Genomic DNA, 24198 nt, shown 5'->3' with positions numbered 1-24198 from the left:
TAAGAATACAACAGGCTTGCAACAACAATTAAAGTAGTTAAACTTAAACAGATACCATATGATTTTACTCAGTTTTTTAAGCACACACCCAGATCAACATTAGGGTATTGGTAAAATAATGACAATAACACTGGTGGGCTAAAATATGTTTGATGGTAAAACCATTCTAATTACCGGCGGCACAGGATCTTTTGGTCATAAATATACTCAGACATTACTAGCACGCACCAAGCCCAAAAAAATCATCATTTTTTCCCGCGATGAACTAAAACAATATGAAATGCAGCAACGGTTTAATGACCGCTGTATGCGTTATTTTATCGGCGATGTCAGAGATCCAGAGCGGTTGCGTCGTGCTATGCATGGCGTTGACTATGTGATCCATGCGGCGGCACTGAAGCAAGTTCCTGCCGCCGAATATAACCCCACGGAATGCATTAAAACCAATATTAATGGTGCTGAAAATGTCATTAATGCCGCAATTGACTGTAACGTTGATAAAGTCATTGCACTTTCCACTGATAAAGCAGCGAATCCAGTGAATCTTTACGGGGCTACTAAGTTGGCGTCAGACAAACTCTTTGTAGCCGCGAATAACATGGTCGGCAGCAACAGACCTCGCTTCTCAGTTGTGCGTTATGGCAATGTGGTAGGTTCCCGAGGCTCAGTAGTCCCCTACTTTCAGCAACTTATTCAACAGGGCGCTGACCATCTGCCAGTTACTCATGAGCAGATGACTCGCTTTTGGATAACCTTGCAGCAGGGGGTAGACTTTGTTTTAAAGAACTTTGAACGGATGTTGGGTGGCGAAATTTTTGTACCTAAAATACCTTCTATCCGTATTACCGATTTGGCTAAAGCTATGGCCCCCGAATTACCCATTAAAATTGTCGGGATCCGTCCAGGTGAAAAACTACATGAAATGATGTGTCCAGGAGATATGTCATTTCATACCTACGAATTTGCTGACCATTTTGTCATAGCCCCCGCAATCAAATTTTTTAATCGTAGCAATGACTTCACCACTAATGCTTTGGGTGAGCCGGGGAAAATGGTGACACAGGGTTTTGAATATGTTTCGGATACCAACCCACATTTTTTAAGTATTGACGAAATAAGCCAATGTAACCAAGTAGCAGCATTATGATCCCTTATGGCAAACAACAACTGGACGCAGCCGATCTTGCCGCAGTGCAAGAAGTACTGCAATCTAACTGGCTGACTCAGGGGCCCAAAGTACCTGAATTTGAGCAAGCCATCGCAATACAATGTCAAGCCCAGTTTGCTGTAGCGGTAAATAGTGCCACTTCGGCACTACATATCGCCTGTTTAGCATTAGATGTTGGCCCTGGAGATATCGTATGGACGTCTCCTAACTCCTTTGTTGCCTCAGCAAACTGTGCGCTATATTGTGGAGCACAAGTCGATTTTGTCGATATCGACCTTGCTAACGGTAATATCTGCTGTGAGGCGCTTACGGCAAAGCTTATTCACGCTAAGCAAACAAACACCCTGCCCAAAGTACTAATACCTGTGCACTTTGCTGGTCAGTCTTGTGATATGGCGGCGATTGCCGCACTGGCTAAAGAATACGGTTTTACTGTGCTTGAAGACGCGTCGCACGCTATTGGTGCGAGTTATCTAAACCAGCCTGTCGGTATCTGTGCCTATGCTGATATCTGCGTCTTTAGTTTTCATCCGGTCAAAATAATTACTTCAGGCGAAGGCGGTATAGCAACTACTAACAACCCAAAACTTGCCCGGAAAATGCAATTATTACGCTCGCACGGTATTACCGCCGAGCCTGATGAGCTAACCGAACCCAGCCATGGTGTGTGGTATTATCAGCAGCAATCATTAGGTTACAACTACCGGATGACGGATATTCAAGCCGCCTTAGCTATAAGCCAGTTAACCAAATTACCCCGTTTTGTCGCAGAACGTCATCAATTAGCAAAATGGTATGATAATGCTTTTGCCGGCAATCCGCATATTTCCCCTTTGCAACAGCAAACCTATGCATACAGCAGCTATCATCTTTACGTAGTGCGACTGACCAACTTAAGTAAAACTCAGCACAAAGACTGTATTCATTTTTTACGCCAGCAAGGTATTATTGGTCATCTGCATTATATTCCTATCTATCTGCAACCCTATTATAAACAACTAGGGTTTGCAGCTGGTCATTGCCCGCGGGCAGAACAATATTATCAACAAGCCGTTACATTGCCGCTTTATCCGGGTTTAACCACAAGCGAGCAACAAAGTGTAGTGGATGCGCTACAACGCTTTTTAGAAGAAAAACAATGAACATAGTTATTATCCCTGCTCGCGGCGGTAGTAAGCGCATACCACGAAAAAATATTAAAGACTTTTGCGGCAAGCCGATGCTGGCTTATCCGATTCAGGCTGCATTACAAAGCGGTATAATAGACAAAGTTGTTGTTTCAACCGATGATCAGGAAATAGCGGCCATTGCCCAGCAATATGGTGCTGAAGTGCCTTTTCTGCGTGAGCCCGAATTAGCCGACGATTATACCGGCACAACCGCAGTCATCCGCGACGCCATTCTGCGATTACAGCAATTAGGATGGAGTCTGGATAGTTGCGCTTGCCTGTACGCAACTACGCCACTGCTAAATGCCAATCTGATTCGGGCACTGCAACAGGAACTTATTACTACTAACGCAGATTATGTATTTACCGCCGCGCGTTTTTCTTTTCCGATCCAAAGAGCGCTGGTACTGACGGAAACGGGCGGTATCATCCCCTTTGATTCAACTAGCATTGGCAAACGTTCTCAAGATTTACAACCTACTTTTCATGATGCTGGCCAGCTTTATTGGGCCAAAGCTGCAACTTGGCTTGACCTTAGCAAAAGTGTCTTTGGCACTCACTCTCGGCTGTTTGAACTGCCATCTCATCTAGTACAAGATATTGATACTCCTGATGACTGGCGTCGCGCAGAATACTTGTACCGGTTATTACAGCAGGAAAGCGCTTAAATTGCGGGTGCTATTTCGAAGCGATGCATCGGTAACATTAAGCAGCGGACATATAATGCGCTGTTTGACGTTAGCCAAAGCGCTCACCAAAAAAGGGGCTGAGTGTCATTTTGTATGCCGTAAATTAAATGGCAATCTAATATCACTTATTCAGCAAACAGGCTTCCACACCTTCTTTTTACCTGAAATGATTAATTCAGAAAAAGAGGATGCCACTGAAACACTCGCGCTACTACAAGAAAATTATCAGTTGCTTATCTTGGATCATTATCATCTTGGCATGACATATTGCCAACTCATGCGGCAACGTTGTCATAAAATTATGGTCATTGACGATTTAGCTAACCGTATGCACGATTGTGATGTATTACTGGATCAAAACCTGTTACCCGATGCCGAAAGCAGGTACGAAAAATGGGTGCCAAATCATTGCAAACAGTTACTCGGCCCTAAATTCGCTCTTTTAAGAGATGAGTTCTACCAGTTGCATACTAGTATAGAGCCCAACCATATTTTGATTAGCTTTGGCGGTAGTGATGAGCAAAATTTAACCGCACTGGCCATCGAAGCTATTTCCAATCTAAAGTTTTCAAAAATTACTGCCGATATAGTGCTAGGAATGAATAATCCTTGGCGCTTCGATATTGAACAGCGGTGTAAAAAACAAGCCAACCTGACTTTACACATTCAAACTGATGCCATGGCACCACTGATGCAAAAGGCCCAGTTAATGCTAGGCGCCGGTGGTGCAACTCATTGGGAGCGCTGTATCTCAGGTCTGCCCGCTCTAGTGGTGATTGTTGCAGAAAATCAGCAAGCTACCACCGAGTATTTGGACAAAATAGGCGCCTGTATTTGCTTAGGAAAAACGACTGATATCACGGTAGAACGCTTGTCCAAGCAACTATACAAGTACCTATCAGAACCTAAATTACTACGTAACATTAGTCAAACGGCCGCCAGCATAGTACCGCTAAACGCCGGCACACCTTTGGTGATAGAGCAGATTGTAGCAATAACAGAGGATTAAATGGCAATAATTAAGCTGGGACACTACCCTGTTGGGCCAGGTGAGAAGCCCTTTATCATTGCTGAGTTGTCGGGCAATCATGACCAATCCTTAGACAAGGCACTGGCGATGGTTGATGCAGCAGCAGCCTGCGGCGCTAACGCTATTAAAATACAGACGTACACCGCTGACAGCATGACCCTGGATATCAACAGTGGTGACTTTGTCATTAAAGACGCAGGTAATTTATGGCAAGGGCAATCACTGTATCAACTGTACCAAAAAGCCATGACGCCCTGGCAGTGGCATCAGCCTATTTTTGAACGCGCACAGCAGCACGGTTTATTGGCTTTTAGCACACCTTTCGACCAATCCGCAGTCGATTTTCTTGAACAGTTACAGGTGCCCTGCTACAAAATTGCCTCCTTTGAAAATAGCGACCACGCTCTGCTTGAGGCAGTAGCAAAAACTGGCAAACCGATAATATTGTCTACCGGTATGGCAACGCAAACTGAGCTTGCAGAATCGGTAGAGGTTTTACGGAAAAATGGCTGTACAGAGCTGGTTTTGCTCAAATGTACCAGTCATTATCCAGCTGATCCGATTGATGCAAACCTGGCGACTATTCCCCATCTTGCAGCACTTTTCGGCTGTCAGGTGGGCTTATCTGACCATACCGCGGGCATTGGTGTCGCAGTGGCGAGTGTCGTATTGGGTGCTAGCGTTATAGAGAAACATTTTGTACTGGATCGCAACGAAGGTGGCGTTGATGCCGAGTTTTCACTTGAGCCGGCAGAATTTAGCGCTTTAGTGCAGGAGTGTCATCGCGCAGCTGTAGCATTGGGCAAGGTGGCTTATGGCGGCACCGAAAAAGAACAAGCATCACGTAAATACCGCCGCTCACTGTACATTGCCGAAGATATGCAAGCAGGTGAGCTTTTTACCCAAGCTAATCTGCGCTCGGTAAGACCTGGCCTGGGGCTGGCACCAAAGTACCTGCCCCTGTTACTGGGTAAACCTATTAAACGTGCGACCAGTAAAGGTACCGCTATGAGTTGGGAGCTGGTGTAGCTAATGACCGCATCAAAGCGCTATCCAGACAGCCACTTTGTACCTTTGACCGAACAACACCTAGAACAAGTTTGGCTATGGCGCAACCAGCCACAGATCCAGCGTAATATGCACAATGCATCAGCAATCAGCTGGCAACAACATCTTAGCTGGTACCATAGCCGGTCAATCGACGGTAGCAAGCCCTTTTTTATATTCTTGCAAGACGGCCGCGCCATAGGCGTTCTGAATTTTCAGCCACACAGCGCAGGCACGCTGGAATGGGGCTGTTATTTAGGAGAAGATGATGTTTGGCCAGGCTCGGGCTTATTGCTGGAAATAGCCGCGCTGGATTATGCTGCCAGCCAGCGTAGCGTGCACACGCTGTATGCTGAAGTATTATCTTTTAATCACAGCGTCCTGAAAATGCACCGATTGTTTGGTTATCGGCAGCTGGCGGATAAGCCCGGCGGCAGCCGCGACAATATCGAGTATGTGGTAAATACCTTCCACTACCCGTTGGCTCAATGGCAGAAAAATCGCGGTATGATATTGAGCAAGCTGCCAAAACAAATTAGCAGTGCTGCCCAACAGATACAATTTAACTAATGCAATTTAACAATAGCAGAATACCTATGGAACTTGAACAACAGATTAGAGAAGCCTTAACCAAGGTAGCGCTGATTGCTGACTGTACGATGGTCGAAACTATCAATAACAATACGGTGTTGTTGCAAAGTGGGCTCGACTCACTAGGCTTTGCGATGCTGGTAGCGCAACTGGAAGAAGATTTAGGCATAGATCCGTTCAGCCAGATGCAAATAGCGGTTTATCCGCGTACCTTCGGCGACTTTATCAGTATTTACCGTCAAGCATTGGCACAGGAAAGCTAAAGCGCCATGAACCTGCTACAGCGGTTGCAACAAGCAAATTATCAGACCACCGCCATCAGCGGCGATACCGCCTATAGCTATGCGCAATTAATCGCGCAGGCGCTGCAGCTCCGCTTACAGTATCCGACACTGCAACAGCAAGCAATTGCACTCTCATTTAGTGATCTGCATAACTTTGTGATCGCTATATTGGCCTTCGATGGTTGGTGCCGGGCACTCTATCTGCTACCCGATACCAGCCTTGATTTGCCAGAGACAGTAATAAACTGGCCACCAACCGAGGTTATACCAACAGCCAAAACCAGTTCAGTTTCCACAGAATCGGCTCTGGCCTCAACTCAAACAGCTAGCGACTGGTATTTAGCAACATCAGGCACCACAGGTACACCAAAATGGATTAGCCACAGTTTTACCAGCTTAAACCGGGCCGTGAAAAAGTCAGCTCAAGTAGCCAAACTCCGCTGGGCACTTTGCTATCATCCAAGCCGCTTTGCCGGCTTGCAAGTATTGCTGCAAAGCCTGCTGTCTGGCGCTTGTCTTTGTGATTGCAGCTATGGCGATGCGCAGCAACGTATTAAATTAATGCAGCAGCAACACATCAATGCCATATCGGCCACACCATCGTTTTGGCGCCAGCTGTTAATGACCGGTCAGCTTAGTAACCTGCCATTGCAGCAAATTACGCTGGGCGGTGAAATAGCCGATCAGCCACTGCTGGATCTGCTGGCCAGCAAATTCCCTCACGCCCGTTTACTGCATATTTATGCCTCTACCGAAGCTGGCGTGGGCTTTGCCGTAACAGATAAACGCGCAGGCTTTCCGGCCAGTTGGTTAACCACTCCCCATAGCGATATCCAGTTTAAACTAGATCAGCAACAACACCTGTGGTTGAAGTCACCTACCCCGCCAGACGCTAGCCTGAACTCTCGGCTGGACAGCGAGGGCTATCTCGATACTGAAGATTTAGTCAAACGACAGGGAGATAGAGTGGTTTTTCTTGGCCGTGCCAGCGGAGTCATTAATGTGGGCGGCAACAAAGTACACCCAGAGCAGGTAGAACAAGTATTACTACAACACCCGGCAGTGTTACAGACTCGGGTATATGCCAAAACCAGCAGTGTGCTGGGCCAATTAGTCGTAGCCGATATCGTCGTTACAACAGATACCGACAATAAAACATTACAGCTACAATTACTGCAGCACTGCCGTCAACAATTAAAACCTTATCAACTACCCACAAAATTTAATGTGGTAAGTCACTTGCAGACCAACGCCAGCGGCAAACTCAGTCGTCATGACAGCCATACCCCACCTAGCGATCACCAGCAGTCCAAGACGCGCAACGAGGATCAACATGAATAAGCTTGTTATTGTTACCGGTGCCAGTCGTGGCTTGGGTTTAGCCATTTGCCAGCAGTTGCTGCAGGCGGGGTACACTGTAGTGGCGCTGGCCAGAACGCAAACTGAGGCACTCATCCAGTTACAGCAAGCCGGCTTGCACTTTGTTGCTGCAGACCTATCCGAATTGGATAAGCTCCCTATGCTTTGCAGTGCACTGATTAAACAATTCGGCAGGCCCTATGCACTGATTAATAATGCTGCCGTTGGCTACGACGGCGTATTAGCTACCATGCACAATTCAGAGATAAATGGTCTACTTAATCTGAACATTCAGGCACCTATCTTGCTTAGTAAATACCTGCTGAGGCCAATGTTACTAAACCAATGTGGCCGTATCGTCAATATTTCATCCATTATCGCCCGCACCGGCTTTAATGGTTTGAGTGTGTATGCCGCCAGTAAAGCAGCGCTGGAAGGCTTTAGTAAATCCTTAGCACGTGAAGTGGGTAAAGCGGGAATTACCGTTAATTGCGTAGCACCGGGTTATATGCAAACCGATATGACTAATAGTTTACAAGGCAACAAACTGGACAGCATTAAACGGCGCAGCCCGCTGGGCCGGCTGGCAACACCAGATGATGCGGCTGCTGCGGTGCTCTATTTGCTTAGTGAACAAGCTTTAGCAGTTACCGGCACAACCCTAACTGTCGATGCGGGGAGCACCGCCTGAGAACCAGGAACGACTATGAGCCAAAGTGTAGATAGCACACCACTAAGCCAGGGCAGCCTTGGCAAGCATGAACATCAAATTCCTAAGGTGGATGTAGATGTCACTTTGCACAATTTTTTTCACCAGCGCCAACAGTGTATTGATACCTTAAAGACAATCTCTCCTGCTAAATCGGCGTTGCAAATACCTGGACCTGTGCGAGAATTGTTAGCACAGTTAGATTCCAACCCCATTATTTTACGGAAAATCGAAAAGCGCTTTGTGATTAGTGGTGATATTGCCGCTAAAACGCTGCCTCAGCTACATCAACTGGATAATTTGACTCAACTATGGGTAAAAATGCAGCTGGCATTAGCGCTGCTGGCTGAGTTTGAACAGCGAGCCGATCTTAACTCACTTAACAGCGCGTTACGTGTGACTGATACGATATGTCAGCATGCAGTTAAACAACCTTTGCCGGCTGAGATGCATCAGGATATGACAACACTTTTGCAAACGGAACGGATAGCAATAAGCAGGTTGCAGCATGATTAACAATGATCGCCCGGGTTTTATCTACTTTCCAGGTTGTCGTGCCAGTGCCTATTTGGATATGATGCAGCAGTGTCAGCTACCTCCTCGCTGCATCATCATGCTGCAAAATCCGCTAGCACAACAAGGTCTGAACGCTGCTGCTGCACACCCATTAATCGATCAGTTTTATAACCCCAATATTGATGTTGCAGCATACTGCAAGCAACATCAAATCCCGCTAATATATTGTAACGCCACCAGCATCAATGCAGCGGAGCTTGCTACAGTACTGTTGGCACAGCCCACAAGATGCTGGTTGTTTAGCGGCGGCGGTATCGTGAAGAAAACTTTACTGGACCATGATTTAGAGTTTATTCATGTACATCCTGGACAGCTACCCGAAGTGAGAGGGAGTACCTGCTTTTACTACTCATTACTGCATGACCATAGCCTCGCAGCTACTGCTTTTATGCTAGCACAGGAGCTAGACTCAGGCCCTGTTTTATATGGCCAGCACTTTACGATTAATGTACCGCCGCCTTTAATAAGTTCTGATTTTATTGACTATGTTGTCGATCCATTTATCAGAGCGCAAACCCTAAAACCACTGTGGCAGCAATGGCCAAGTGAAGTACTTACTCTCTCGCGTCAGACGTTCAGTAAAGCGCCCTCTGACCGTCCTTGTTTTGTTATGCATCCGGTATTACGTGCTCTGGCGATGAAACGCACAGCCAATACCTATGTTCCAACTAAGCCCACAGGAGTTTTTTGCCATGACTAAACCAGAAACGGGGCACGTGATCTGGCTAACCGGGCTTTCTGGTGCCGGCAAGAGCACTATTGCCCACCACTTAGTCAGTTTATGCCTGGAACACAAGAAGCGTCCTGTGCTGCTGGATGGTGATCAGGTCAGAGCAGCAATTGCTGACCCCAACTGGGGTTTTGACATAGCAAGTCGGCGACGAGGTTCCTACATCTATGGCCGGTTAGCCGCGATGCTGGCACAGCAAGGCCATCTGGTAATAGTGCCAACCATCAGCATGTTTGCAGAGGTAAGACAGTGGAATCGTCAGCACATACCAGGCTATTTTGAAGTTTATTTAAAAGTCACTCAGCAAGTACGCCAACAACGTGATCCTAAAGCGTTATATCAACAGCATCAGGCTGGTTTAAATCAGGACATGGCCGGGTTAGATCTGCTGTTTGAAGAACCAAACTCACCAGATCTTATCATTAACAACAATGGGGATAGTGATAACATAGAGCCCGTCGCCAGGCAAATCTTGCAGCAGTTTAGTCAGGTTTTTCCAAATGCGCTGACCGAGGGAGCTTGCTGAGATGTTGAAAGAAGTTGCGATGACATCGTCCAAAGCAGATATGCTGGCTTTGCTGGCCGGGAAACTGCAGTATGCCACGATTCTACCACAGTACACTCTGACCTACGCCCAGTGGCAGCAGGATGCAACAGCGCTGATCATGGCTATTTTGCAACAATTCACACAGCCGATGGCTGTGCGTTCCAGTGCTAAAAACGAAGATCAGCTACAGAGCAGCACTGCTGGCAAGTATTGCTCAGTACTCGATGTGGCGGCTTCGGAAGCCGCTTTGACAGACGCTATAACATCAGTTTTTGCTTCTTATAATGCACCCAGCTCTGAAGATCAGGTCTTTGTGCAACCCATGCTACAACAGGTAGCATGTGCCGGCGTAGCCTTTAGTCATGATGCCAGCACTGGGGCGCCTTACTATGTAATCAGTGCGGACTTTACAGGGAGTACCGACAGCATCACATCCGGCGCGGCCGCAACATTTCAAACATGGTATATCCGCCATGGCAGCCTGCCATCCGAAGCATGGTTAAACCAACTGGTATTACTCTTTACCGAATTGAAGCAACATTTCGGCGAACAACCACTGGATATTGAGTTCGCCTACTGCAAGCAAAAGTTGATTTTGCTGCAACTACGACCTTTGTTAGTTAACGCGTTATATCAACCCGATGCAGCGCAATACCAGCTTGAGTTAGATTGTATTGATAAAAAGTTACGCCGCTTAACCCAAAGACATCCCTATTTGATGGGTTCTCATACTTGCTTTGGCGTTATGCCTGACTGGAATCCAGCCGAAATTATCGGCATTAAACCCAAGCCGTTGGCTTTATCCTTATATAAAGAATTGGTAACCGATACGGTCTGGTCGACGCAACGTTGCAATTATGGCTATCGGGATGTCCGTGATCATGCACTAATGCTGGTGCTGGGCGGAACCCCTTTTATCGACATCCGAGTTAGCTTCAACTCTTTTATACCTGCTACTCTAGAGACCGCTTTAGCAGAAAAGTTAGTGAATTATTACCTGGCTAAATTGCGTCATTCACCACAACTTCATGATAAAGTTGAGTTTAACATTGTCATATCTTGTTTTTCATTTGACCTGAGCAGCAGCCTACTTGAATTAGCCGAAAATGGTTTTTCTGTGGAAGAATGCCAGCAAATTAAACAAGCCCTAACTGATCTTACTCGCAATATTATAGCTGATCACAATGGCGTTTTTACCCAAGATATCCAGAGCATAACAACGCTGGAGCAGCGCCAATCACAGTTAATGCAGTCTGACCTGAATAAACTAGATAAAATTTACTGGCTACTGCAAGATTGCAAACGGTATGGCACACTCCCCTTTGCCGGACTCGCTAGAGCCGGCTTTATCGCAATGCAATTACTGGGATCTTTGCGTACAACGGGGTTAATCACTGAACAACATTATCAGGCATTTCTGCATGACGTATCCACCGTCAGCTCTGCCCTGGTAACAGACAAACAGCGACTACCTGACAACACCTTTATGGAAAAATACGGTCATCTGCGACCAGGAACATATGAGATTACGTCACCTCGCTATGACGAGCAACCCGAAAAATACTTTGCTGGCTTCACAGCTGTAGAACATCATACGGCAACTAAGTCTGCGTTTTCCTTATCGCTGGCACAATTGAATGCTATTAACCAAACGCTGCACGATGCTGGACTTAATCTGGACGCAGTAACTCTGTTTAACTTTATAAAACAAGCAATTGAAGCGAGAGAATACAGTAAATTTGTCTTTAGCCGCAGTTTAAGCGACGCCTTAGTGTTGATTGAACACCTAGGTGTTCAGGTGGGTTTTGACAGAGAGCAGTTGGCTTATGCAGACATTAAAGATATTTTACGTTTGCACTCCACAACCCACAGTGCTGCAGCCACACTACAAAGCTCGATTCGTCTGGGGCAAGATTATCACCGGCTTTGCCTTGGCATTAAGTTACCGGCGCTGATCTGTCAGGCTACCGAGGTACAATCTTTCGCTCTATTTGCAGATGAGCCCAATTTTATCACCTTAAAATCGGTCAGCGGCCACTGTTGCGACGCCAGCAACACCGCCAACCTAAACGGAAAAATTGTATTTATAGAGGCTGCGGATCCTGGCTACGACTGGCTGTTTTCGCACAATATTGCGGCCTTAGTAACTCAGTTTGGCGGATGCAACTCTCATATGGCAATCCGGGCACAGGAGCTGGGGATACCTGCCATTATTGGTGCTGGAGAATTATTATTTAAGCGTTGGCAAAAAGCTGGCTGGCTCAGCATAGATTGTGCCTGTAAAAAGGTGGACATGAATAAATGAAATGGCTGGCGATAACACAAAGGGTCGATATTAACCCGCATTATCAGGAGCGGCGGGATGCGCTGGACCAACGCTGGGGGGCGCTATTGTTTGAGGCCGGCTTTAATATGTTATTGCTGCCAAACATGCCACAGCAGGCCCTGGCACTATTATGTGCCCTGCCGGTACAAGGTATCATTTTAAGCGGCGGTAATACTCTGCAAGCTTTGGGGGGCGATGCACCGGAGCGCGATCAAACCGAGCGGGCAGTGTTTCACTATGCACTGCAACACCAGCTACCGGTATTGGGCGTATGTCGGGGCATGCAGTTTATACAAGATTATTTTGGACAGGTGCTGCAGCCCCTTAGTGGTCATATCTGCGCGGAGCAGCAAATTATTACAGATGAAGGCAGTCGCACAGTAAACAGCTATCACCAGTTTGGTACCACAGAATGTCCCCCCCCGCTAATTGCCAGCGCGCACTCGAGCGATGGCGTGATTAAAGCGGTTCACCACCAGAGCCTGCCGGTACAAGGTATTATGTGGCATCCGGAACGGATCCCCGGCTTCTCTATATCCGATATTAATTTGCTTAAGAGGTTTTTTAGCTGATGAAGGTTATTATTCTTGCCGCCGGTATGGGCACACGCTTACGCCCTTATACTGAGCATTGTCCAAAAGCCCTGGTACCGTTAAATGGCAAGCCTTTACTTGAATATCAACTAGATACTCTGGCACGTAATGGTATTACTGATATAACCCTGCTCACTGGCTATCTGGCACAATGCTTCGACAAATATCAACTACCCGGTATCATCAATCCGGATTATCTGCATACTAATATGCTGTGGTCACTGTTATGTGCACGCAGCCTGTTTGATAGTAAACAAGATGTATTGGTGTGCTATGGTGACATTATTTATACCGATGCCGTATTGCAGGCTGTTTTGCAGCAACCGGGCGAGGTAGTCGTTGCAGCAGACAAAGACTGGCAAGCTTTATGGCAACTTAGAATGGAAGATCCACTGGCTGATGCTGAGTCATTTCAGATGGCGCCCGACAATCGCCGGGTCCTGCAGCTGGGGCAAAAGCTCAATAGCCTGTTAGAAGCTCAGGCGCAGTATATCGGCCTGATAAAATTCAGTGCGACAGCGCACAGCAAAATATTGTCACTTTACGACGCCCTGCCTGCGGCACAACAACAGAAAATGTATATGACCGACTTTATTCAGTATCTGATTGATAATGACATGGAAGTCAATGCGGCGTTGCACCATGGTGGCTGGCTTGAGGTCGATACGACCGCAGATCTGAAACTTTATCAGCAGCATATGGCGCGGTTACTGCAGCAATAAAACCTGAAGCGGGTTTTAAAACTTCTAAGGAGCAACAGATGCAATCTGTTTACATTTATGGCACTGGCAGTGGTGCCCGCAAGTATTACGACAACCACCATAGACACTACCATATTCTCGGTTTTATTGACTCCAATGCAACCGCAGACAGCGCGCCATTTTGTAATTTACCAGTACTGGCACCGGCACAATTGCCTGCGCTGCAATTTGATTATGTAGTATTAGCTAATGAGTACGCCGCAACGTTTTATACCCTGCGAACACTGGCCATTCCGCTGCAAAAAATTAAATTTGTCTATTATAAGGCGTTAATGGACGTGCTAAGTGCAGAATCAGGGGAGTACTTTGCGCAATATGACAACCCCGAACAGCCTTTGGCAGCTTACTATTCTCTGGCTATGTCATACCAACACGCCGCCAACCAGGAAGCAATGTACAAGTCTGAGTACGATTATGTCCGGTTTAAATTGCTGGAGCTGCTAGCAGAGCAAATTCAGCAGCAAAATATCAGCGGTAATCTGGCTGAAGTAGGTGTGTTTAGAGGTAACTTTGCCAGAGTGATCAATACGCTGTTTGCAGACAGAACCTTATATCTGTTTGATACTTTCGCCGGTTTTAACCCCACTGAACGAGAAACTGATATCCAACAAGGCTACGCCGATGCGGCATTTTTTACCCGCAGTAATAATTTTGCCGATACCAGTGTAGCGCTAGTGATGCAGCGTATGCCCCACCCGGAACGTTGCATCCCTAAAGTGGGCTTTTTCCCTGATTCGCTCGATGGTCTGGAAGATCAGTTTGCTCTGGTATCGATAGATGTAGATTTATACACACCAATGCTCAATGCCATCGAATACTTTTACCCTCGGCTGACTAACGGCGGCTACTTAATGCTACATGACTACAACCACGCTGAGTTTCGGGGTGTAAAACAGGCTGTAGCCGATTATGAAGCAAAGCATGGCAAACTGGCAAAAGTACCAGTACCCGATCAGGGGGGGAGCATTATTATTACTAAAATTAGTTAATCCTAAGCCCCGGTCAGCAATAAAAAGCTGGCCGGATTACGTTTAAAAGTGCTGAATTTCAAATTGATATCGCGCTTAAACAGACAGAAAAAATACGCCGTAACTCTCACGCCCGCATTCGCTGTAGTACACCTTATAGTCAGGCACCCACTGCTTTATCAACGCGATGGCTTCAGTATCCGGATAATCCAACAGTATCATTTTAGGCCGATGACGAATAATAGTGTCTTTTGCGCCTTTAACCACTTCGGTGGCAATGCCAATCCGGCCACTTTCAAGAAGGCTCGGTACAAAACCAGATTCGCGGACATAGTCATCGACAGCATAAGTGAAGATAGCCATGTCGATTTCGCCTGGTTTCACCACCCGGCCGCTATCTAATGCCAACACGTTGCCGCCACCGGTATGGCCTTCACTGGCAAAAGCGACCATCCCGGTACCAGACCAAGCGCCGGCACACACCGGACGCACTTTTGTCTGCATGCCCCAACTAACTAAATTGATACAGAGTTCTGCATAAGTAAATGGATTCGCTTCCAGACAATGGGCGGTAAAATCCCCACCACTGGTACTAGAAAATGCTTGAAAAGGTTTGCCCAGATAGGGACCGATACACAGGATCTTTTCACCAGCTACCGCATGAACAATTGGATGAAAATATTGCGCCCCGGCTTCTTCAGAAAAGCCTTCCAGATAGCAGTTATGTTGCAGCAAATAAAATTGCTGACTCATGACGCGTCTGGATACCTCATCAGACAGCAGGTTTAAATTTACCTGCTCTGGCCGGGCAGTTGCCGACCGATATAAATACAGCTTGTTTCTGTATTGTTTAAACTTCTCTAGCAAAGACAGTTCAGCACGACTCACCAATACCAGTGCATCATAACGGCGGTCATCCTCAAGCAGCATTGCAAGCTTCGGCGGTATCCGGCCGCCCAACGCCAAGTCCGTAACCAATTCCAGTATAGTTGCACCACCAGCCGCTAAAAACCGAGCCGCCGGCGTAACATCGGCTTGTTCACCAGCGATAATAACCTTGAAGCCCTGACATTGCTGACTGTCGATAAAAGGCACCGGAGCAACCGGAAGCTGAGCGAGCTGTTGTAAAAATAACTGCTGGTGCATAAATACCCTCTGGCGATGCTGCCGGTTAAAGTGTCAGCATATAAGCGGCGGCTCTCTTTCTGCCCGCTTCAGTGTAATAAACCTTGTATTCCGGTACCCATTGTTTTACCAATGACAACCATTCACACCCCGGAGCATCAACCAGAATCAATTTAGGTTTGCAGGTTTTAATAGTGTGCTCAGCACCAGCGACGATATGCTCTGCTAACCCAGGCCGCCCGCACTCGATCAACGTAGGACTGAAATGCTGCGTTGCCAGATAATCATCCAGCCGGTAAGCCTGATGCGCATTGCTGACAGCCGCCCTGTCACACTGCTGCACGGCTGTCGTTTTCGGAAAATAAAAAATACCACTATGTCCATCGTGATTGATCGTCTGCAGACCTGTGCCGGACCAGATAGCGGCGCATACCGGCGTGACACAGTCATCGAGGCGCCAATGCGCCAGATTGCGACATAAATTAGCATATTGATGTATACGCTCTTCAAACACATGCATATAACATTCAGCACCGGCCGCCTGTCTGAAGTATTTCAGCGGTCCGCCCAGATGAGGGTTCACCGAAATAATTTGCTCGCGTGGCCCAAGCTGCACGGCCGGGTGCCGGTAGATACTCAGCTGGCCTTCAACAATGGAAAAATACCGGACATACCCCTGTGCCGCCAGTAGCCGGCAATGCATATCATGTCGGTACTGCGAGTCTGTATCTGCCAGCAGCGCCCGGTTCAGCTGTAGTATCTGGCCATTAGCATCGAACGACATGCTGCAATCTCCTTATTGTTTTTGTCAGTCAGGTATGTTCAAACCCGGCTCCCAGCCAAATGGATAAACCCAACGCTAAAGGCAAGATAACTACCGCCGTTTCAGAAAACCATCCGGCGCTACGCTTATTTGTAGTTTGGCATCTATTTGTTTATCGATAACAAACTCTGGGTGCTGCTGAATAAACTCATACACAGCTGTTTTAGGACTGTTTCCAGGGCACCATGGCCGATTATCAAACAGTTGGGCAGGCATATCTTCAATTATAGTGTCATAGACTATGCAATAGCTGCCAGAGCTCACTAAAGGAGCATATGCGTTTAATTCGGACAACACATGCTCGTATGTATGATTTGAATCCAGGCAAACAAGCACTCGCTGATATCCCTTTGCCGCTTCTTTTACCTTTTTAATAGTTTCTGGATCAATACTTGAACCCTGAAACATCTGAATTTTATGCGCTAATGGATGCCGCTCAATAGCATCCCTGTTATGCTCACGTATATCTATATCAATACCAATAACTTTACGCCGACTGCTTTTCGGATCTAATACTTGTCCTGACTCTACTGCATCCGTGTAATCTAACAATGCCAATAAAGATGCACTGATCATTAAAGAACCGCCATGAGCGATACCGGTTTCTATGATTAAATCGGGTTTAACTTTCCAAACAATTTCCTGTAATGCCCAAGCATCATTTGGAAACTGAATGGCAGGTCTGCCAAGCCAGCTAAAATTATATGACCACTTATGCGGGGCAATTTCCCGAATCCAGATACGGGATAACGCCTGAAGATCTGCATCGTTGCTCAAGCTTGTGATGTTTTCTAATACTTCCTGTTGAAACTTATCGTGTTCGTTCATGTAAAAATTCCCTCCAACTGATATATCCTGAACAAAGCAACTCTCTCCCTGCCTTGCCAGCATTAGCTACCAAATCAAGACTCGTAACAAAAGGAGTAAAAGCTCCCCATGGTTGAGGATAAGGTCTACATTGATACTTCATATATACTACATCGATGCCAGCTTTCTCAAAAGCTTCGTGATTCATATACTTAGCTGCGCCATGACCGGTAATATATGTTTTAGCATTAAATGAACCCGCCAGATCAATCAATCTTTGTGTACTTTTCCCTGAAATACCCGTCTGAGCTGAATCACAGAAATGAGTTGAAGCAGTTAAGTCAAAATAATCTGACAACACTTGCATTGAACTCTTGGCCAGTTCACCAAGAGTGAGATGGCCAGCCGACCAAACATGCTCACATAACGCTATAGCATCCTCAGCAAAAGGGGATTTGCGAAAAGATTCCTTTAACAAATTCAGATGATCAGACTGCCAATTTTTTCGGTAATCAACCTTAACTTCAGATATCAATTGTCCTCTATGTTGCTCTGCAAGAGGCACAGTCATCCATACACACCCTGCAGTAGTTTTAACCTGCACCCTGTTATAAAAGCCCCGAGCAAATTGAACATCAGAATAAAATACAAAACGGTCAGCAAGATGGATTTGCTCTAACATTCCCGGCCAAGGAAAATACATAGGCTGAGAAATCACTACTTTACAGGTAGTGGTTTCCATATTATCCCCTCTTTATTAATAAAGTCGTCAAATGCTCGGGCAGTGTCTAATCTAAGTAGCACTGAAGGCTGAATTGGGTTTCTAACTAACTCCAACCAAACTAACGTTAAATAAACCTTCTGAGCAAATGATACCCTATGCCAATCAGTCAATAAATCAACACCCGTCATCTCATTGCAGGACTGAGCCAAAATCGGTCCATTGTCAACATCATCATTTGCCTTATGCAAAGTAGCACCTAAAATTTGATCACCAGAATTGAACGCTCTTTCAACAGCTTTAAATCCTTTATAAGCAGGCAGCAAAGAAGGATGTATATTTACCGTATCAATAACACCATATAATTCTGAGGAAACAATTCGACTAAATAATAACAGACAGGACTTCACTTCGTTCTCAACAAACCACTGAGCAGATTGCTTGCTGAACTTTTCTGATACAGTCTCATTAATTCGAATATGTTTTCGCCTCAAATTCAGGCCACTTTCAGCACCACAAAGCCTATCGGTAACAATAAAACACTCCAGATCTCTCCCTAAACCGCGCCATATCTCCGCAGCGTAATGAATGACTGAACCACCGCTAGAGCAGATGATGCCTACCTTCACACTTCCCCCTTCAATGTTCTATGGGCCCCATACGACATTAAAGGAAAATCTTCCTTGTACAAATATAAGGTATATTCAAAAAGCGGATAGGAATGATCCAGCTTCACCTTGCCAGTTAACTCAGACATGATCCAACCCAGCAGTTCTGCCGGGTTTCGATAATATAGATTTTCGGTAAAATAATTTGCATGCGTTGTCATAATATTAAATGCAACACCAACGTTGCACATTGAAAACATCTTTTTTATTAATTCTTTAGCGAAAGAATCCATTTCTTTTTGTCCGACGACAAGTTTTTGAGTAAGAATGCCATTACACACTACATAGTCGTACGTACCATGTTCAGAGTTAAGTGACAAAAAATCACCATTTATCCACTCGCAATTGGGGTGTTGCTTTTTCGCATAGTTAATCATATTTTCACAGAGGTCCACGCCACTGTATCGCAATGAAATGTCATTCTTGACTATAAGATCATACAAGCTACCAAATCCACAACCCACATCCAGAACAGTTGCATCTTCATGGCCTTCTAACAAAACTGACAGCATTTTTTGCAACCTGAGCTGGTGATCTGCAGATACTGCGCCCCAATCAACTCCCAGACTGGTTGCCCCGTGCTTTTCAAAAGTCTGTTTATAATGTTCTTCCATTTTTTCGGAGATAGAGCCCATTTTACATTCCTCTGGCGACATCCGTCTTGTCAGACTTATTTTCAGCGATGAGATTGAAGATGACATCGCATACTCTATTAATTTCAGTATCTTTGATCCCAACAAAACTGGGTAAATTAATAGCACGCTGGCAAATATCATATGACAATTTTGCTTGACCTACTTCTGTTGAATTTTTGAACATAGCAAGACTGCTTAGCGGCCAAAAAAACACTCTGGCATCAATGTTCTCTGCAGAAAAAGCCAGCTGTAATTGGTCTCTGGTTATTCGACTTTCTTTAGAAAATACCGCGGTCGGCATCCAAGCAGAATTAATAGTTCCTTCAGGCTCAGGATTAAGTGTCAGCTCAGAACACTGCGCCAAAATCTCCCGGTATCTGGCAAAAACTGCGCGTTTGGCGCTTACCAATTCATCAATTCGTTCCAGTTGTGCACAGCCAAGCGCTGCCTGAATATTGGACATTTTGTACTTGTAACCCAGTTCGTCTGGCCAGAATTGTTTCGTTTGACCACGCTTTCGGCCATGGTTACTTAATGTCAGCACTTTTTCATAAAGCGTCGCATTATTGGTAATAAAAATTCCCCCTTCACCAGTTGTCATCGTTTTCGTGCCATGAAAAGAAAACACACCAAAATCAGCGATACCGCCAGCTTTCTGCCCATGATATTCAGAACCCAGTGCTTCTGCGGCATCCTCGATTAAAGCCAGGCCGTGTTTTGTTGCTAACGCCTGCAATCGTGCCATTTCACACAGATTGCCGTATAAATGAACGGCAATAATAGCTTTGGTATTAGCTGTTATAGCGCGCTCAACAGCTGTAGGGTCCAGGCACCAGCTGTCTGGCAGAATGTCAACAAACACCGGTTTTGCGCCTAAATACACTACAGGTGCAACGCTGGCTATCCAGTTTGTATCAGCCAAAATAACTTCATCACCAGGCCCAATACCTAATGCCGCCAACCCCATATGCAAAGCACCTGTGCAACTTGAGGTAGCAACAGCATATTTAGTACCTATGTAGCTGGCAAATTGCTGCTCCAATCGCTCTATATATTGATAACACTGCTCACCCCAACCATGTGTAACAGCATCAGTGACATAACGAATTTCCAGTTCAGTAATAGAGGGCTTGGTATAGGCAATTTTACTGTTCATAAAATTCTAAGTTCCGGTATTGCAGTGACAAATTTAGTACCTTTCGCAAGCAACTGTTGGAGTTGAGAAATTATCTCGCGACTAATATTCCACGGCAGGATCAGCACATAATCGGGTTTCAGATCTGCCAACCGAGCCGGAGGCACTATAGGTACATGACTGCCTGGCAAAAACTTGCCCTGCTTGGAGGGCGCAGCATCCGCCACTACAGCCAACAGTTCACATTCTATACCCGCATAGTTAAGCAGTGTGTTACCTTTGGCCGCCGCGCCATAGGCGACCACTTTCTTACCACTTTGCTGGCACTCTGTTAAGAAACTTTTTAATTGTGCGGCGACATTATCGACCCGCGACTGAAAACCACTGTAAGCGTCAGCACTTTGCAAGCCGGCCTGTCGTTCTTGTTGCAATACCTTGCCTACCGCAGCCGTAGCCAACTGTTGGCTATGCTGATGACATAGCCAAACTCGTAAGCTGCCTCCGTGAGTGCTCAGTACTTCAACATCAACAATGCGCAGCCCTGCAACGGCAAAAATACGCTGCACCGTATACAAGGATAAATAAGAATAATGCTCATGGTAAATAGTGTCGAACTGGCATAGCTCCAGTAGATTGAGCAAATGCGGAAACTCTATACTAACAGTGCCTTCAGGCGCCAGTAGCCGGGCGATGCCGGCTACAAAATCGTTAATATCGGGTACATGAGCCAAGACATTATTCGCTACGATTAAATCTGCTTGGCGGTAATCCTGCACTAGCTCAGTCGCTTTTTGCGCACCAAAAAACGCAGAAACAACTTCAATACCAAGCTCGCGCGCTGCAGCAGCCGTGGCGGCTGTCGGTTCAACGCCAAGGCACGGAATGCCTGCTGCGACATAGTTTTTCAGCAGATAACCATCGTTAGAGGCCAGCTCCACCACAAAACTCTGCTTATCCAAGGCAAGTTTTTTTACACTGACATCAGCAAAGTCTTTAGCATGCGCCAGCCAGCTGGCCGAAGTTGATGAAAAATAAGCATAATCTGCCGTAAAAAGTTCATCGGCTCTGGTGAAATCTTCAGTCTGAACCAACCAACAATGCTGACAAACCCATACTTTAAGCGGATAACAGGCTTCATTGGCACTTAAATCTGCTTGGCTAAGATAAGCATTTGATGGTGGCATAACACCAAGGTCAACCAGTGGCAGCGTTAATTGATGCTGGCAATGCCGACAATTCATAATTTAAGTCCAGAAAAATGTTGGTTTAACAAAGGTAGCTGCGCATCGCGCTCGGATACACAGCTTATCGGCAAAGGCCAGTCAATCTTAAGCGCAGGATCATCAAAACGCAGACCGCCTTCAGCGTCCGGCGTATAAAAAGCACTGTGCAGATATAGCAATTCAGCATTATCGGTCAGGCTCTGAAAGCCATGAGCACAGCCGGGCGGTATTAACAACATAGTGTTTTGCTCCGGCGACAGCTCCACACTTATATGTTGCATAAAGCTGGCAGACCCCGCTCGTAAGTCTATTACCACGTCAAACACCCGGCCGACAATACAGCGCACCAGCTTATACTCAGCGTAGGGCGGATACTGAAAATGCATACCACGAACGGTGCCCTGTTTGCTGCTGATAGAATGATTTATTTGCACAATCTGTTGCCTTGGCAGTAACGATGCCAGCTCTTGTTGGCAAAACCAGCGGCTAAAACTACCCCGGCTATCGCTATGTCGCAGTGACGTGATCAGTTCAACACCCGCAAGCTTGGTGCTTTGCCGGCTTAGTTTGTCCATACGGCACCCTGATGCCGGGCGTCGGCGATATAATTTTGCAGTTGTTGTTGTGTCAGTAATTGTTGCTGTTGATAGAATGCCTGGTACCAGAGTGCCGTCTTCTCAGCGGCTTGCGACACATTCCATATAGGTTGCCACTGTAGCAGCTGTCCAGCTTTGCTGGTATCAAGCCGCAGCAGGCCAGCTTCATGCCATTGCGCTGGCGTATTGTCGCTTTGCCAGCATAGCTCTGGCCAATGGTGCTGCATTAGTGTCAATACATCGAGCACTGTTTTGCTGTCTGATTGCGCCGGACCAAAATTCCAGCTACAGGCCAGCTCTTGCCTGCCGCGGAGCAACTCTGCTGCTAGCAGCAAATAACCCGACAAGGAATCCAACACATGCTGCCAGGGCCGCACAGCGTTGGGCGAGCGAATAACTAAAGCTGAGCTGGCGTGACAAGCCCTGACAACATCGGGGATCAGCCTTTCGGCAGCCCAGTCACCACCACCGATAACATTGCCAGCCCTGGCGCTAGCGAGCAAGGGCCCACCTGATGCAAAAAAGCTGCGGCGATAACTTTGTACCACTAATTCACAGGCCGCTTTTGAGGCGCTGTAAGGATCATGGCCGCCCAACGGTTGTTGCTCGGTAAAAGCAATGCCCGTTTCCGTATTGTCATAGACCTTGTCAGTGGTAACCGCAATAACAGCGCGCACTGAGCGTTGTAAACGACAAGCCTCCAGTACATTAACGGTACCCATAACATTGGTTTGCCAGGTCGTTATCGGATCAGTGTAGGATTGCCGCACCAACGGTTGCGCGGCAAGATGCAATACCAGTTCCGGTTTGACTTTGTCCACTATTTCTCTAACGGCGCCAGCGTCACAGACATCCTGTGCAAAGTGCTGGCCGGTAAGATTAAGAAAAGACCAATGGGCAGGTTCAGTATCGGGTGCCAAGCTTAAGCCGGTTACCTCTGCACCAAGCTGTTGCAACCACAATGCTAACCAACTGCCTTTAAAGCCAGTATGCCCGGTTAGCAGTACGCGTTTGCTGGCAAAGGTACCGTTAAAACAGGATTCTACCAAATCTTCCATGGCGCCTCACCAGATTGCCAAAGCGCCTCAAGCTGATTTTTATCGCGTAAAGTATCCATTGCTTGCCAAAACCCTTCATGCTGATAAGCGTTCAGCTGGCCTTGCTCAGCCAATTGCATCAGTGGCCGACCTTCAAAGCTATCGCTGTCCTGGTGCAGGTAGTCAAAGACTGAAGGTTCCAATACAAAAAAACCCCCGTTGATCCAGGCACCATCACCTGCCGGTTTTTCCTGAAACTGTTGTACCAAGCCATTATTAATATTTAACGCACCATAGCGCCCGGGTGGCTGAATAGCACTGACAGTAGCCGTTTTACCGGCTATTTTATGCTGTTGTAATGCCTGCTTAATATTGATATCAGCTACACCATCACCATAGGTAAAGCAGAAAGTTTCATCACCAACATAATCTTTCACCCGGCGCAAACGACCACCGGTCATGCTGTTTTCGCCGGTATCTACCAAGGTTACGCGCCAGGGTTCCACGTGCTTTTCATGCACTTCCATTTTGTTAGAGCGCATATCAAAAGTAACATCAGACATATGCAAAAAGTAGTTGGCAAAGTATTCTTTGATAATGTAGCCCTTGTACCCCAGACAGATAACAAAATCATTGATGCCATGCGCCGAATAGATTTTCATAATATGCCAGAGGATGGGTTTACCACCTATTTCAATCATTGGTTTAGGCTTTAAATGCGATTCTTCGCTGATACGGGTGCCTAACCCCCCGGCCAGTATCACGGCTTTTGTCATAAGATATCCTTCATACTGTACCCATCTGCAGCAAAGGCAGCTGCATGCAGCTGATTTTTTGACGCCAGATCAATTATCTACAGTCGATAGCATATATCAGGCCAG

27 protein-coding genes are annotated in these 24198 nt (G+C 46.4%); 16 read left to right on the top strand and 11 right to left on the bottom strand.

The window, feature by feature from the left end; translation table 11 throughout:
* Window positions 1-145: 145 nt before the first annotated feature.
* From pseB to IE163_RS09770, 16 genes are read left to right on the top strand one after another with little or no spacing between them, the layout of a single operon-like run.
* Complete coding sequence (gene pseB / locus IE163_RS09845) at window positions 146-1147, top strand: UDP-N-acetylglucosamine 4,6-dehydratase (inverting) (RefSeq protein ID WP_189432738.1); 1002 nt, start codon at window positions 146-148, stop codon at window positions 1145-1147.
* Window positions 1144-2310 (top strand): UDP-4-amino-4,6-dideoxy-N-acetyl-beta-L-altrosamine transaminase, encoded by a 1167-nt coding sequence (pseC, locus tag IE163_RS09840; protein WP_189432728.1) that lies wholly within the window; start codon window positions 1144-1146, stop codon window positions 2308-2310. The genes pseB and pseC overlap by 4 nt, the downstream gene beginning before the upstream one ends.
* A complete protein-coding gene (gene pseF, locus IE163_RS09835; RefSeq protein ID WP_189432725.1) occupies window positions 2307-3005 on the top strand; it encodes a pseudaminic acid cytidylyltransferase in 699 nt (232 codons plus the stop codon). The genes pseC and pseF overlap by 4 nt, the downstream gene beginning before the upstream one ends.
* On the top strand, window positions 2950-4035 hold the full coding sequence (gene pseG / locus IE163_RS09830) for a UDP-2,4-diacetamido-2,4,6-trideoxy-beta-L-altropyranose hydrolase (RefSeq protein WP_268248627.1): 1086 nt from the start codon (window positions 2950-2952) through the stop codon (window positions 4033-4035). The genes pseF and pseG overlap by 56 nt, the downstream gene beginning before the upstream one ends.
* Window positions 4036-5085 carry a pseudaminic acid synthase gene (gene pseI / locus IE163_RS09825; RefSeq protein WP_189432721.1) on the top strand — a complete coding sequence of 350 codons (1050 nt, stop codon included), beginning with the start codon at window positions 4036-4038 and terminating at the stop codon, window positions 5083-5085. It begins immediately after the preceding gene.
* A 3-nt stretch (window positions 5086-5088) separates the two neighbouring features.
* Window positions 5089-5673, top strand: coding sequence for a UDP-4-amino-4,6-dideoxy-N-acetyl-beta-L-altrosamine N-acetyltransferase (gene pseH, locus IE163_RS09820; protein WP_189432719.1), 585 nt, complete (start codon window positions 5089-5091; stop codon window positions 5671-5673).
* 26 nt (window positions 5674-5699) lie between these two features.
* Window positions 5700-5957 (top strand): acyl carrier protein, encoded by a 258-nt coding sequence (locus IE163_RS09815; protein WP_189432718.1) that lies wholly within the window; start codon window positions 5700-5702, stop codon window positions 5955-5957.
* A gap of 6 nt (window positions 5958-5963) precedes the next feature.
* Entirely contained in the window at window positions 5964-7319 is a 1356-nt protein-coding gene (locus tag IE163_RS09810; protein WP_189432716.1) for an ANL family adenylate-forming protein, read from the top strand.
* Window positions 7312-8028: an SDR family NAD(P)-dependent oxidoreductase gene (locus IE163_RS09805; RefSeq protein WP_189432714.1), complete on the top strand. Its 717-nt coding sequence runs from the start codon at window positions 7312-7314 to the stop codon at window positions 8026-8028. The genes IE163_RS09810 and IE163_RS09805 overlap by 8 nt, the downstream gene beginning before the upstream one ends.
* Before the next feature lie 15 nt (window positions 8029-8043).
* On the top strand, window positions 8044-8562 hold the full coding sequence (locus tag IE163_RS09800) for a hypothetical protein (RefSeq protein WP_189432712.1): 519 nt from the start codon (window positions 8044-8046) through the stop codon (window positions 8560-8562).
* A complete protein-coding gene (locus tag IE163_RS09795; RefSeq protein WP_189432710.1) occupies window positions 8555-9322 on the top strand; it encodes a formyl transferase in 768 nt (255 codons plus the stop codon). The genes IE163_RS09800 and IE163_RS09795 overlap by 8 nt, the downstream gene beginning before the upstream one ends.
* The gene (locus tag IE163_RS09790) at window positions 9315-9878 is read left to right on the top strand and encodes an adenylyl-sulfate kinase (protein ID WP_189432709.1); all 564 of its coding nucleotides are present in this window, start codon (window positions 9315-9317) and stop codon (window positions 9876-9878) included. Before IE163_RS09795 ends, IE163_RS09790 begins: the two co-directional genes overlap by 8 nt.
* 1 nt (window position 9879) lies before the next feature.
* Window positions 9880-12204, top strand: a complete 2325-nt coding sequence (locus IE163_RS09785) for a PEP/pyruvate-binding domain-containing protein (protein WP_189432708.1) — start codon at window positions 9880-9882, stop codon at window positions 12202-12204.
* Window positions 12201-12797, top strand: coding sequence for a gamma-glutamyl-gamma-aminobutyrate hydrolase family protein (locus IE163_RS09780; RefSeq protein WP_189432707.1), 597 nt, complete (start codon window positions 12201-12203; stop codon window positions 12795-12797). Before IE163_RS09785 ends, IE163_RS09780 begins: the two co-directional genes overlap by 4 nt.
* Window positions 12797-13540, top strand: a complete 744-nt coding sequence (locus IE163_RS09775; RefSeq protein ID WP_189432706.1) for a phosphocholine cytidylyltransferase family protein — start codon at window positions 12797-12799, stop codon at window positions 13538-13540. Before IE163_RS09780 ends, IE163_RS09775 begins: the two co-directional genes overlap by 1 nt.
* 38 nt (window positions 13541-13578) lie before the next feature.
* Window positions 13579-14568: a TylF/MycF/NovP-related O-methyltransferase gene (locus IE163_RS09770; protein WP_189432705.1), complete on the top strand. Its 990-nt coding sequence runs from the start codon at window positions 13579-13581 to the stop codon at window positions 14566-14568.
* A 75-nt stretch (window positions 14569-14643) separates the two neighbouring features.
* On the opposite strand, the gene IE163_RS09765 is transcribed toward IE163_RS09770, so the two are convergent.
* From IE163_RS09765 to rfbF, 11 genes are all read right to left on the bottom strand, one after another.
* Entirely contained in the window at window positions 14644-15693 is a 1050-nt protein-coding gene (locus tag IE163_RS09765; protein WP_189432703.1) for a hypothetical protein, read from the bottom strand.
* 25 nt (window positions 15694-15718) lie between these two features.
* Complete coding sequence (locus IE163_RS09760) at window positions 15719-16456, bottom strand: hypothetical protein (RefSeq protein WP_189432701.1); 738 nt, start codon at window positions 16454-16456, stop codon at window positions 15719-15721.
* Window positions 16457-16546: 90 nt separating this feature from the next.
* Window positions 16547-17323 carry a cephalosporin hydroxylase family protein gene (locus IE163_RS09755; RefSeq protein WP_189432699.1) on the bottom strand — a complete coding sequence of 259 codons (777 nt, stop codon included), beginning with the start codon at window positions 17321-17323 and terminating at the stop codon, window positions 16547-16549.
* Window positions 17307-18044, bottom strand: a complete 738-nt coding sequence (locus tag IE163_RS09750) for a WbqC family protein (protein WP_189432678.1) — start codon at window positions 18042-18044, stop codon at window positions 17307-17309. Before IE163_RS09750 ends, IE163_RS09755 begins: the two co-directional genes overlap by 17 nt.
* Complete coding sequence (locus tag IE163_RS09745; protein ID WP_229833511.1) at window positions 18020-18652, bottom strand: formyltransferase family protein; 633 nt, start codon at window positions 18650-18652, stop codon at window positions 18020-18022. The genes IE163_RS09750 and IE163_RS09745 overlap by 25 nt, the downstream gene beginning before the upstream one ends.
* Entirely contained in the window at window positions 18649-19326 is a 678-nt protein-coding gene (locus IE163_RS09740) for a class I SAM-dependent methyltransferase (RefSeq protein WP_189432676.1), read from the bottom strand. The genes IE163_RS09745 and IE163_RS09740 overlap by 4 nt, the downstream gene beginning before the upstream one ends.
* Window position 19327: 1 nt before the next feature.
* A complete protein-coding gene (locus IE163_RS09735; protein WP_189432674.1) occupies window positions 19328-20482 on the bottom strand; it encodes a DegT/DnrJ/EryC1/StrS family aminotransferase in 1155 nt (384 codons plus the stop codon).
* Window positions 20479-21702 (bottom strand): class I SAM-dependent methyltransferase, encoded by a 1224-nt coding sequence (locus tag IE163_RS09730; protein WP_189432672.1) that lies wholly within the window; start codon window positions 21700-21702, stop codon window positions 20479-20481. Before IE163_RS09730 ends, IE163_RS09735 begins: the two co-directional genes overlap by 4 nt.
* Window positions 21699-22259, bottom strand: a complete 561-nt coding sequence (locus IE163_RS09725; RefSeq protein ID WP_189432670.1) for a dTDP-4-dehydrorhamnose 3,5-epimerase family protein — start codon at window positions 22257-22259, stop codon at window positions 21699-21701. The genes IE163_RS09730 and IE163_RS09725 overlap by 4 nt, the downstream gene beginning before the upstream one ends.
* On the bottom strand, window positions 22247-23338 hold the full coding sequence (gene rfbG / locus IE163_RS09720; protein ID WP_189432668.1) for a CDP-glucose 4,6-dehydratase: 1092 nt from the start codon (window positions 23336-23338) through the stop codon (window positions 22247-22249). Before rfbG ends, IE163_RS09725 begins: the two co-directional genes overlap by 13 nt.
* Complete coding sequence (rfbF, locus tag IE163_RS09715) at window positions 23323-24093, bottom strand: glucose-1-phosphate cytidylyltransferase (RefSeq protein ID WP_189432666.1); 771 nt, start codon at window positions 24091-24093, stop codon at window positions 23323-23325. Before rfbF ends, rfbG begins: the two co-directional genes overlap by 16 nt.
* Window positions 24094-24198 lie beyond the last annotated feature (105 nt).

Origin of the sequence: Alishewanella longhuensis (assembly GCF_014653435.1) — a bacterium.
GTDB lineage: Bacteria > Pseudomonadota > Gammaproteobacteria > Enterobacterales > Alteromonadaceae > Alishewanella > Alishewanella longhuensis.
The sequence above is the reverse complement of the archived record's forward strand: the minus strand, read 5'-3'. Positions and strand labels throughout refer to the sequence as shown.